Genomic DNA, 11,765 nt, shown 5'->3' with positions numbered 1-11,765 from the left:
CTTCTATAACAGGCAGCGTAAGCAGGAAAGATTAGGTTATCTGTCACCTGCACAATTTACGCAGCGATACTATGCAAATCTAGTCGCTGCTTAAACACATGGACTCCATTTTTGACAGCACACCTCAGTATTGGCGCATACGCCTTTGCCAACGACTGTCGCGCTGGATGCACTGGCTATTTTTCAAGAACGTGGTCTGAATGATGCCGATGCGCTTCTAAAATTGATTGATCATCACCCTAGATCTGAGGCTTCTATCAAGACGTTTGTGCGCGGTGTGCGGGTTTATCAATTGGTATCCGGTCATGACGCTCTTTTCAAACTACTGAATACTCATTTGACTAAGCTCGATGCGCCTCAAAATCCTCTATTCAATCTTCTGAATACATCCCAAATTGATTTGGGAAAAGAATCGGATTCGATAGCGCCTTTGGCAATATTACCCACTACAGAATGGATGAGTTTTGCTGATCAGGCATCTGTGAGTCCTAGTTCTACTTTGGGGATTCAAGCTGAAGTAGAAAAAATGCATCCATTGATAGCACTGCAAGCGAGAATTGATGCCGGAGATGTCGAATTACCAGATAACTCACAGAAAGAAATCTTGGCGTTCATCAAAAAACAAGGCGGCGTGGCAGAAAAAATAGTGCGTGGCGAAGTTGCACTGAAAGATTTGAGTGGTGATGATACGCCCATCGTGCATAAACTATTGCTCAACATTGGACGATTCCAGCGCGCCGGGCTTAACTTGGAGATAACCGGTTTATTGGTTGAAACTGGCATTCCATCGCCTGCTGCCGCATTGGCATATGGGCGGGATGCTACGCATAAACTAGTGAAAGAAAATAGAACAACCTCATCCGAAGAGTTTGCGCATGAACGAGTTGAATTTTTATTTGATACCGTTGAGCCATTAGTGAATGGTGGCAATGCTGTGATGATCGACACGGCTGGCGCTGCGTCTTGGCTTTGGGTTAATACCTGGGGTGCTACTCCTATTACCTACATCCCCGATTCTGCCAAAAAGAATATTCCGAGCCTGACTAGCCTGTTGGGTGATCTGGATGAATGCTATTGCAGACCATGCGAGTCTATGCTGAGCCAGTCGGCCTATTTGGTTGATTTGCTGAATCAGTTAAAGAAATGTAGAGATGATAAAAATCGCACCAAGACCGCCCTGGATGAGTTGGAATTAAGGCGTGACAATATTACTACCCTACAGCTTAGTTGTGAGAACTCTGAAAAAGAGATTAAGCATATCGAAATCGTGCTGGAAATGCTGGATAAAGCTGTTGGTGACAATCCCTACCAGCTGACGGCAAGCAGCATTTTTCCTTGGTGCTTACCTTTTGAACTTCCCTATGCAAAGGTTAATGCTTATCTTGCCAAACTGGGTCGGACCCGTTTGGAATTGTTGATGTTACGCAGAGTGACCGATGATTTGGCAGTCGAGAAATTAGCAGATGAGAAAAAAGCGGCCGAGACATTGGGATTGTCGATGACTAAAACAATCACAACCGCCAATTCAATTATTTCGCAATGGAATCTGATTACCCAAACCTACGGTACGAGTTCCGTTCTGAGAAGCAACGATCTTAATCATCTGTGGAAGATCTATGGGTTTTCGCCGAATGCAGGTTTGGTCACACTGAATGATCCCGTGTCCGGTGACAAGCTCGAAAATAAACCGGTTCAAGAAGTGCTGCAACGGGTTTCGGTATTAATGCATCGCACCGGATTAGGTTTGGATGATCTGGAGAAAGTGCTGGCAACAGAATTCGTTCGTGGGTCTTTGAGATTTGAAATAAAAAACCGCCAAAAATGCAAAACCAGCGAAATGCGCGTACTTGTTGATCTAGTATGAAAGAAATCCGCCGATTGCTTGGCGAATCAGTCGCTAAATGTAAAGTAATTCCATTCCCTGTTGTGAACAAACAGCGTGCTATTTAAAATAAACAATACGCTATTGTGCTAATCACTAACCCGTCCTTGTGACGGGTTTTTTATCGCCTCATACTTCTCGTAATGTAACCCCGTCGTAACCCCGGTGTACAAATCAGGAAGCACTATCTTCATTAACTAATTGATTATATAGTTTAAATACGCGGTTAATTATCTATTGAATCCCTGATCATTTGTCAGCGTGTTTGACATTTCATCTGACTTTCAGTACTTTCATCTGCAATGAAAAGTACGTTTGTTTTTCTTATACACCTCTAGGCACATTGACTGCATTGCCGGGAATAATTCAATGCGTGAGGTGCATCCGCCTGTTCTCAGGCACCTTCAGCTAACTTTGCCCGGATAAACACACAGGATTGATCATGAATAATATGCTACGAAGCCCCAGCGTTGGCCCCATCGTAGGTCACACGACAAGCACTTCCACCCGTATCTGGATGCGTGGGTCTGATGAGGCACCTGGACGTACTGTCGGCGTTGCTGCCCTATATGATGCCAAGGGTAATTATGTCGCCAAGTCAGCCTGTTATCTGCGCCTTCACCGGGAATATGATCGCACAGGTGTCGTGGATTTCACCAAGCTCAAGCCCAATACGACCTATAGCGTCAGAGTCGGCTCACTCACAATCGACAGCACCGATGATATGGCGAACGTCGAAGATGAAGAATTGCTGAAGAAGCTCCCCGAAGCGGAAGCCTTATGTGGCGACCTGAAATTGCTTCCCGGGGAAAGCGAAGCCAAGTTCACCACTTACCAGGACAGCGACGAGAAAGGCCTATCCTTCATTTTCGGTTCCTGTCGTTACCCTGGACTCCTCTGGGCTGCAAAGAAGGCGGACCGCATCTTTGGATCCATTTACGAGAAGTTCCAATCCAAGAATGCACCGCAGTTCCTTCTGATGGTCGGCGACCAGATTTACGCGGATAAAATACATCGTCAGATTCCACTCGAGCGAGCCGACACCCCGTCAGAATTTCACGAACGCTACGTGACGGCATTAAGTTCGCCGAATATGCGTGCCCTGCTTCGTTCAGTGCCCACCTATATGATTCTCGACGATCACGAAATCGAGGATAACTGGGTCAAAGGCCGAATGGACAGAGACGCGGACAAACGACTCCTGTTCCAGACCGCGATTTCTGCTTACATGAGCTACCAATGGCTGCACTGCCCAAGAAATTACGGCCCTCGGGGCGAGGTTCAAGACGCCGATGGCGATAAGCTGTTCTACTCATTCGAGTGCAATGGCTACCCATTTTTTGTTATGGATAGCCGCACCCAACGTGTCCGTGATGACAAAGATTATGTTCTCGAAGACAATCATCTCCTGGGTTACCCTACCAAGCCGAGCGCGCCAAATTATCAGGGCCAGATCGACATTCTATGTGCTTGGCTCCTGTCGCAGCAGAAGAAGATGGGCGATCGCCCGAAGTTCATCGTATCGCCGAGTATTTTCGTTCCAAACGGAGTCGAAACAGCCGGTACCGACGAGCGTAGCCGTCGCAAGAAATGCGAAGACGATTCGTGGGCCGCATTTCCTGAGACACGGCGCCAATTGCTTCAAACTATTGTTAGCGGAAATATCCAGAATGTCGTCTTCCTGAGTGGTGACGTGCATTGTTCCAACCTCGCAAAGATTACTTTTACCCACAAAACCACCGGCCAGCTTCCGCTTCACGCGTTCTGCATCACGTCCTCCGCATTCTATTGGCCCTGGGCCTTTGCGGATGGTGATCCTCTATCCTTCGTGCACGATTCCAAGCTGGAGGGCGATAACTTCGACGTCAATGACGATGTCATCATGAGTTACAAGGCTTATGGTTTTGAGCAGGATGATAATTTCACACGAATCGATATCGTCGATAAAGAAATTGTTGTGCAGAACTACGATAGAAACGGCAAAGCTCTGGGCAGCAAAACAAAAGTAACATTGGCCTAGAAGCCTGTCAGGCTTAAGGTCAATCTGTTATCCCACTCGGTGCGCTACGATTGCTTGAGTCCGACAGGCTTCTAGACGACGTACCTAAAGCTACCCGATAATTCATTTAAGCGGGCCATCAGGAAGTTAAGCTTTTTGATGGTCCAACGAGCTCTAACGTGACACGAAGAGTGATCCGCAAGGAGTTATTTACGTGCGCGTATCGATCCGATCTCTCTCCGCTTTGCACGTTTTTCCAGCGTATAGATCTGCGGAATCTGGCTGATATGATTGTGGGTGGTGGGAAAAATGGATTGAGAATCAGAGTAATAAGTAATGAGCTAGAAGATGTTTTATTTTGATGTAAAACGCTATTCCGTTATTAATTTAAGGAAATGCTGATTAATTAACTGCACGAGCGAATCACTTCGTTGCGCGGCACTCATTCCCTCGCCTATCATATTGATATGTCTCGGTTGTTGCGTTCCGTGCGCCTCGTGCTTCATCTCGTTCGCCGAATTAATCAGTGTTTCCTTAAAACGCGAACAAGCCATGGCGATTCTGCACGATGTGAAGCAGGTGGTTTCGCGCTGGAGAGATTATGCCGATGTGGCGGGCGTGAGCCAGGATCATCGTGACAAAATCCACAGTGCCTTACGGCTGCAACCGTTCCTCTGAAGTCCTGCGAATATTAATGGAGAACTCTTAGTAACCACCTTTGTCAATCCGAACGTATAGTGAGGAATCTTTTGGGGATCAACAGCATAGATTTCTCGCTGGGCTCGAAATGACAGTTATTCAGTGGCTCCTTAAATTTGCAAGACTATTGATTGTATGAATATCCAGACACGACCCGCCCGTGATTCCGATTATCAGTGGTTGCTTGAATTGCACCATACTGTCTATCGCGATTTGATTACGCAAGAATTCGGGTATTGGGATGAAGCCGAGGAGTTGGGTTTGTTCATGAAAGCTTGGGAATCGAAACCTATTGAAATTCTTATGCTTGATGAAAAGAATGTTGGCATGTTCATTGTCGATGAGCATGTGGATCATTTGTGGCTGGATGAGATTCAAATCGATCCTCGCTATCAGCATCAGGGCATCGGCACGGAAGTGATCGGGCAATTGATCGTCAGAGCGCGCACACACCATTTCCCCCTGTGCCTAAGAGTGCTGCATGCCAATCGGGGTGCTTGCCGGCTTTATCAAAAATTAGGATTTCGTCAGATCGGTCGTGCGAGACATCATACGGTGATGGAAATAATATGATTGGTTGCTGGTAATTGTATTCGCTGCTTATTGTGGATCTGAAAAATTTGATATGATGAAAGCTTAATCGGCGTGTCGATTTAGACAATAGAGAGGTGTCATGAATTCTTCAGTGTTGAATGTTACTGTTGACGTAACGTATTACTTCATTTCTGAAGTCTAATTGTAGTTAGTCATTATACGAGACACCAATGGCTCTATCCTTACAAAAACTTCGTGACTCCGTCGAGTCGCTAAAGTTTCGTTCAGATGAATTCTTTCAGCAGGTGGATTACCTTAGTGGCAAGGTGGACTACGGTAGTGACAGCCCATTATTCTCTGGCGGGTATAATTCGGATAAGTACTGGAACAATCTTGAGACCAGCGAACAGGAAGAGTCGATTTCACTACAGAGAGAACTAATGCTGCTAATACGGCAGATAGCAAACTCCATAAGGGGTTCTGTTCTTGTTACGGAGGCCGATCGACGTGACCTGAGTCATTGGACCAAGGCTCTCCGATCTTCATTACGACTGCGCGAATATGATGCGTGGGATACAGAGGTACTTCATGACGAAGATCGTGTCTTGGGAGTAAAGCCGCCTGGTCAGTCGGACGAGAATCCTCTGGAGCCAGAGCTCGCTAAACGTAAGTTTGGTAAAGACATTGCTAATCTTTTGGGACTGATTGATCTAATTGAGGCGTCGCCGGCAGTTGATTTCAATGATTACGACGCGAATCCACAGGTAACTACGGAGTATAGACCTGGCACTGCATTTGTAATGATGTGGATCGATCCTGGCGAGCACGAACTAGAAGATATATATGAAACCATAAAGAACTGTTTTGGTGAGTTCGGGATAACTGCTGTGAGGGCGGATGCTATAGAGCACGAAGAGATGATTACTGCTCGAATCATCAAAGAAATCGAAAGCTCGGAATTCCTGATTGCTGACTTAACCGGTGAACGGCCCAGTGTTTATTACGAAATAGAATATGCACATTCGCTCGGACGGAGGGTAATTCTTTATAGAAAGCAAGGAACAAAGGTACACTTCGATCTTGCTGCCTTTAACTGCCCTGAGTATAAGAATTTTACAGATTTAAAAAAAATGTTGAAATCGCGATTAGAAGCAGTCACAGGAAGAAAAGCCAACAAATATTAGCACGGCAGGTTGGGATGACGATAGGAATCCCAACCTTACTCAATTTGCCATTTTCTAAATTCAGTATCTGAAATTTTGACGAATAATATGCTGAGGGAAACAGAACAACTTTCGCTTCATGTTTCAAATTACTCAATCCCCTGTGATCTCAAATAATCCTCATAATTACCCTTGAAATCATTAATACCATCTGGTTTCATTTCAAGAATTCGTGTGGCCAGTGAGGAAACGAATTCCCGGTCGTGTGAAATGAAAATTAAAGTGCCGGTATATTTCTCCAGCGCGCTATTAAGTGATTCGATGGATTCCATATCCAGATGATTGGTCGGTTCATCCATCAGCAAAACATTCGGTTTCTGCAGAATCAATTTGCCGAAGAGCATGCGGCCTTGTTCTCCACCAGAGATTACGCGGGTGGATTTCTTGACGTCATCGCCGGAAAATAATAACCGGCCCAATGTGCCGCGTATTGTTTGATCGTCATCATTGCCTTGCCGCCACTGATCCATCCATTCGGTCAATGTCAGGGTTTCTTCAAAATCAGCCGCATGATCTTGCGGGTAATAACCGGGGCGTGCCTTGTCGGGCCATTTTATCGTACCGGAATCGGGGATTAGTTCACCGGTCAGGCAACGCAGCAGCGTGGTTTTTCCGATTCCGTTAGGGCCAATGATGGCGATTTTCTCGCCGGCTTCTATGTCAAAGCTTAGATGATCAAATAAAGGCTTATCCATTCCAGCGAAACGCTTGCTGATTTCTTTGGTGGAAACAGCCAGACGATGCAGCTTATCCCGGTCATCCACTTCAAACTGGATATAAGGATATTGGCGACTGGATGGTTTGACATCCTCCAGTTTAATTTTCTCAATCTGCCGCGCACGGCTGGTTGCTTGCCGGGCTTTCGACGCATTCGCTGAGAAGCGACTGACAAAAGATTGCAAATCGGCAATCTGTGTTTTCTTCTTGGCATTATTGGTCAACATACGCTCGCGAACCTGGGTCGAGGCGATCATGTAGTCATCATAGTTGCCGGGATAGATGCGCAGCTCACCGTAATCCAGATCAGCCATGTGCGTACATACGCTGTTCAAAAAATGCCGGTCGTGAGAGATGATGATAATGGTATTCTTGCTGGCATTGATGATGTCTTCCAGCCAGCGGATGGTATTAATATCGAGGTTGTTGGTCGGCTCATCCAGTAATAAGATTTCCGGATCGGAAAATAAGGCTTGTGCTAATAACACGCGTAACTTGAATCCTGGCGCAATCGCGTTCATCAATCCATGATGCTGGGAAGAGGGGATGCCTACCCCAAGCAGCAGTTCTCCGGCGCGCGCTTCGGCAGAATACCCATCCAGTTCGGCAAATTGAGATTCCAGTTCGGCGGCCTGCATATACTCTTCTTCCGTGGCGTCTGGATTGGCATAAATGGCGTCTCGCTCCTGTTTGACATGCCATAACTCCGCGTGTCCCATCAGCACCGTATCAATGACTAAACAATCTTCAAAAGCGAATTGATCCTGACGCAGCTTTCCCACCCGTTCACCGCTGTCAACCGTGACATTGCCCGCAGTGGGTTCAAGATCTCGGCCGAGAATCTTCATGAACGTTGACTTGCCGCAACCATTCGCGCCAATCAAACCATAGCGATTACCCCCGCCAAATTTTACGGAAACATTTTCAAAGAGTGGCTTGGCACCAAATTGCATGGTGATATTGGCTGTTGTAATCAAAGTGTATACCTGAATGTTATTGTTTCAAGAGAAGGGCCGACATTCTAAAGGTTTTTTTGGGTTACGGTGAGTGTTAATCACTTCCAATATAGAATGAGCTTGAAAGGGGCTGCGTATTACAAACGAAGAATCGGAGAGTGCTATCAATTGTACCCAACGACGGCTGGGGTGATTCTTCGCGAAAATAGGTAATCTCAGTTATGGATCTGCCCCTTTTTTTGATAGCGTAGCAAAGAATATTCAGAACTCTTGCCGCTTCTAGTTCAGATAATCGAATTGTATTTTGGGACATATGTACTAATAAAGAAGTTTATACATACTATTGAATGGCAGGTATCTATTATCTATCCTCCAAGTGCAGGTGTAATTTTAATCAGTGCATTGCACTTTAAACTTGAATTCAATTAAAAAACATATTAAGAGGGTAATATAAAATGAACAAGACATTACGTAGTACATTAGATAAGCTCGTAACTATTTCATCGGTAGGTTTAATACTGGTATCAGCAAATGCGTCAGCAGATACGCTCGACTTCAGCGGGCTTCCAATAGGCACACAGGGTAGCACCGTTCTGGTATTGCCGAATGCTACAATAACTTCTTTCGGTAGCGATATTTATGTTCGTGCTGCAGGTATCGATCATGAAATCTGCGCGCTAACCGGTGGATTTACCTGTGAGGCGGATTTAAGAGTTGATTTTTCCACTGCAGTTAATAGCCTTAGCTTTGTTACGTCGGGATGGCATTCCGGTGACCACATTGACGTAAATGTATACAGCGGAGCTTCGTTGCTTGGTACGGTTGGTCATTCTTCAAATGGTCTGGTTGATCTGAGCGCATTCTCACTCGTGACCAGCATCTATCTGGATGATTCTTCGATCGGGGGGGCCGGAATGGCATATGATCACTTTATCTTCGCTCCAGTTCCCGAACCTGAAACCTACGCTATGTTTTTGGCAGGTCTAGGCCTGCTTGGTTTTATGGCACGTCGCAGAAAAGAATCAGCAGTTTAATTTAGACTTCGACTTAAACCAGAACGGGGGCTTAGCTCCCGTTTTTGTTTCAAGCAAGGGGGTGCCCCGTTTGAGCAGGGTGCTAGCCCAATTAGTAATGTCCGCTATTGATCAGGTCCCAGTTCGACAGCATGCAGAAAATTTTATCCGGTGGCTCCGGGTTGGCATCATGCTGCTTTTTGATACGGCTATTATTCCACGTGTCTCGATTGATCATCGAATTACAAATAATGAAAAATACCGATTAGTGAAACGCCCCCGGTTGCATAGATGAGTGGGCTGTCCCAGGTGTGGGGAGAAAAAGCTTCGGCTAAGGTAATCAGGATCGGCATTAGCAGTAGTGCGGCAACTAGCTGCGTGGAACTGAAGTATTGGTGAAATGCCAATATCGCAATCACAGTGGTTATGAATACGCATGCGCTGCCCATATAACTTCGAACGTATCTTTGCTGGGTAAAAAGCGCATAAGTCGTATATTTTCTTTTACCGAATCTTATCCCGACGGGTTCTGCAAGACCGTCACCGATACCATTGGCAATAATAATGATCATGATGAGCGGTAGCATGTCGCGGCTTTCGAAGTAGGCCAGCAAGGGGATGAGTACCAAGTAGCTGGCGATAAACTGTGTGTAAAGCCAAGTCAATGTAAATGGCCTATCTTCCGGCCTATCAAACGAGCAGAACATTATGGAAAGCACCCTGACCTTATTGCGCAAGGGTGCTATAAAAAATGTCAGAAAAATAAATGCGCAGACTACATCGATGAAAAATGTTGTTGCGCTATAGGGATACTCAATGACGGTTGACAGTAAAGTCGGCAGAAAGAAAAATGCGAAATGATTTATTTTGCGCGTGTAGTTAACTTTGAAATTTTGATGAATGACTAATAATCCGCACGCAAAATGAATTAAAAATAATAACGCGTAGAAAATTGCGTGATGCAACCAATACTCGAAGGGAATGGACATGTGCGGATCGGCTATAGTTTTCTCATGCAATACGAGTCAATTCTCAGCATTTGCATCAAGTGATTAATAGGTAGGTCTCGATAAGATCGTATCCAAATATCGCGCTACATTGTGATAGGATGAAAAATCAAATTCACCACCCAATGCTTCGAAAGAATAAGAATTCTTGGTTATGCGCCTGACGCCATTTTGTCCAATTTGCGCTGACGGGGTACAAGTAACTTTGAGATTGTATCGGTATTGGCTGGTGTACTAAACAAATAACCCTGCACTTTCTCACATCCAAGGTTTCTAAGAATATTCAGTTGTTCTGGTTTTTCAACCCCTTCAGCGATGATTCCATATCCCAGTTTGTGTCCCATTTCTATCATCGAACTAATTAGGGTCAGAGCTTGATTATCAACAAGCATATCGTCAACAAAATATTTGTCGATTTTCAGGCAATCAACTTTAAGGTGCTTAAGGGAAGCAAAAGACGAATAACCTTTTCCGAAATCATCAATTGCCAGTAAAACGCCCAGGTCTTTCAAGTCTTGAAATATGGAAAGATTGCGTGGGTCAGTCTGCACAACGCTTTCTGTCACTTCTAACTCCAATTCAGATGGAGCAATTCCTACGTCCTCAATAATACGTTTAATCAGTGACGCAAACTCTTTATCGAGAAAAAGGCTTGGAGAAATATTTACTGCCATACGAAGCGAGTGAAAACCTTCTTTCTTCCAGGCGATTAATTGGCCGCAGGCTGTTCTTAACACCCATTCAGTAAGTGGTTTAATCATACCGATTTTTTCGGCTGTGGCGATAAAATCAATTGGCGGGACTTGGCCTAATTCTGGGTGATGCCATCGTGACAGTGCCTCGAAACCAAAGATTTCTCCAGTATCGACTTCAATTTGAGGTTGATAAACCAAGGACAATTGTTGTTTCTCGATTGCTTTCCTTAAATTTTGCTCAACATGAAAACGATGCTCAGCTTGTTGGGTAAGTTCCGCTTTATAGAAAGCATACTGATTTTTTCCACTTCCCTTTGCTGTGTAAAGCGAGGTATCTCCGGCTTTTAATAATGCTGACAGATCTTTTCCATCATCCGGGTAATATGCGATTCCAATACTGCAAGTCGGTGTGAGTTTTCTGGAATACATCTCGATCGGTTGCGCTATCGCATCAAGACAACGTTTCGCGACATTGGCTGCATAATCATCATCTATTTCTTCAATGAGAATACAGAATTCATCGCCACCAAGGCGTGCGATGAAATCAATTTCACGGCATGTATTGACCAAACGTTTTGCAATGGTCTTAAGCAGCAAGTCACCAGCATCATGCCCAAGACTGTCGTTAACAGCCTTGAAGTCGTCCAGGTCAATATATAGCAATCCAAAACGACGGTTATGCCGGGCAGACGTTTTTGTGATTTCTGCAAGGTGCTGAGAAAAAGCGGCGCGATTGGCAAGACCGGTTAGTTCATCGGTATAGGCGAGTATTTGGATGCGTTTCTGAGCTTGATCCCGCTCCATGACTATTCCCGCAAGCCGGGCTGCAGAGATAAGATCGTGTAATTCTGCTGTATTAGGAAGCGCAGGATGATTGTAGTACATGCCGAACGCACCCAAAACCTTTCCGCTGGAATCCTTAATGGGTTCAGACCAACAACAACGCATGCCATGGGGTAGGGCGTATTGTTTGATTTTTTCCCATTTAGGATCTGTCTCAATATTCTCAACGAGAACACGCTGTCCTGTATAAGTGGATG

General features: G+C 45.2%; 9 protein-coding genes. 6 read left to right on the top strand and 3 right to left on the bottom strand.

All coding sequences use genetic code 11. The annotated features are described in order from the left end of the window. Positions 1–145 precede the first annotated feature (145 nt). From K2P83_RS11575 to K2P83_RS11555, 5 genes are all read left to right on the top strand, one after another. Positions 146–1,864 carry a Tc toxin subunit A gene (locus tag K2P83_RS11575; protein WP_292929343.1) on the top strand — a complete coding sequence of 573 codons (1,719 nt, stop codon included), beginning with the start codon at positions 146–148 and terminating at the stop codon, positions 1,862–1,864. A gap of 460 nt (positions 1,865–2,324) precedes the next feature. Then, positions 2,325–3,902, top strand: coding sequence for an alkaline phosphatase D family protein (locus tag K2P83_RS11570; RefSeq protein WP_292929342.1), 1,578 nt, complete (start codon positions 2,325–2,327; stop codon positions 3,900–3,902). Positions 3,903–4,433: 531 nt separating this feature from the next. After that, on the top strand, positions 4,434–4,559 hold the full coding sequence (locus K2P83_RS11565; RefSeq protein WP_292929341.1) for a hypothetical protein: 126 nt from the start codon (positions 4,434–4,436) through the stop codon (positions 4,557–4,559). A 156-nt stretch (positions 4,560–4,715) separates the two neighbouring features. Next, on the top strand, positions 4,716–5,153 hold the full coding sequence (locus tag K2P83_RS11560; RefSeq protein WP_292929339.1) for a GNAT family N-acetyltransferase: 438 nt from the start codon (positions 4,716–4,718) through the stop codon (positions 5,151–5,153). A 191-nt stretch (positions 5,154–5,344) separates the two neighbouring features. After that, entirely contained in the window at positions 5,345–6,298 is a 954-nt protein-coding gene (locus K2P83_RS11555; protein WP_292929337.1) for a hypothetical protein, read from the top strand. Between the two features lie 128 nt (positions 6,299–6,426). On the opposite strand, the gene K2P83_RS11550 is transcribed toward K2P83_RS11555, so the two are convergent. After that, entirely contained in the window at positions 6,427–8,031 is a 1,605-nt protein-coding gene (locus K2P83_RS11550; protein ID WP_292929335.1) for an ABC-F family ATPase, read from the bottom strand. A 434-nt stretch (positions 8,032–8,465) separates the two neighbouring features. Here K2P83_RS11550 and K2P83_RS11545 point away from each other — a divergent pair, with 434 nt between their 5' ends. Further along, positions 8,466–9,044 carry a PEP-CTERM sorting domain-containing protein gene (locus tag K2P83_RS11545; RefSeq protein ID WP_292929333.1) on the top strand — a complete coding sequence of 193 codons (579 nt, stop codon included), beginning with the start codon at positions 8,466–8,468 and terminating at the stop codon, positions 9,042–9,044. A gap of 221 nt (positions 9,045–9,265) precedes the next feature. Here the strand turns inward: K2P83_RS11545 and K2P83_RS11540 are convergent, their stop codons facing one another. Further along, the gene (locus K2P83_RS11540) at positions 9,266–10,012 is read right to left on the bottom strand and encodes a hypothetical protein (RefSeq protein ID WP_292929331.1); all 747 of its coding nucleotides are present in this window, start codon (positions 10,010–10,012) and stop codon (positions 9,266–9,268) included. 170 nt (positions 10,013–10,182) lie between these two features. After that, positions 10,183–11,765, bottom strand: a 1,583-nt coding sequence (locus tag K2P83_RS11535) for an EAL domain-containing protein (protein ID WP_292929329.1), incomplete at its 5' end; no start/stop codon positions are given.

It is taken from the genome of Nitrosomonas sp. (genome assembly GCF_019752415.1).
Taxonomy (GTDB): domain Bacteria; phylum Pseudomonadota; class Gammaproteobacteria; order Burkholderiales; family Nitrosomonadaceae; genus Nitrosomonas.
Note: the sequence above shows the minus strand (reverse complement) of the source record. Positions and strands in the feature narration are given on the sequence as shown.

What these genes read in the sequence shown, in the direction of transcription:
- K2P83_RS11555 (WP_292929337.1), top strand. Translation starts at nt 5,345, where the DNA reads ATGGCTCTATCCTTACAAAAACTTCGTGACTCCGTCGAGTCGCTAAAG.
- K2P83_RS11565 (WP_292929341.1), top strand. Translation starts at nt 4,434, where the DNA reads ATGGCGATTCTGCACGATGTGAAGCAGGTGGTTTCGCGCTGGAGAGAT.
- K2P83_RS11560 (WP_292929339.1), top strand. Translation starts at nt 4,716, where the DNA reads ATGAATATCCAGACACGACCCGCCCGTGATTCCGATTATCAGTGGTTG.
- K2P83_RS11540 (WP_292929331.1), bottom strand. Translation starts at nt 10,012, where the DNA reads ATGTCCATTCCCTTCGAGTATTGGTTGCATCACGCAATTTTCTACGCG.
- K2P83_RS11545 (WP_292929333.1), top strand. Translation starts at nt 8,466, where the DNA reads ATGAACAAGACATTACGTAGTACATTAGATAAGCTCGTAACTATTTCA.
- K2P83_RS11570 (WP_292929342.1), top strand. Translation starts at nt 2,325, where the DNA reads ATGAATAATATGCTACGAAGCCCCAGCGTTGGCCCCATCGTAGGTCAC.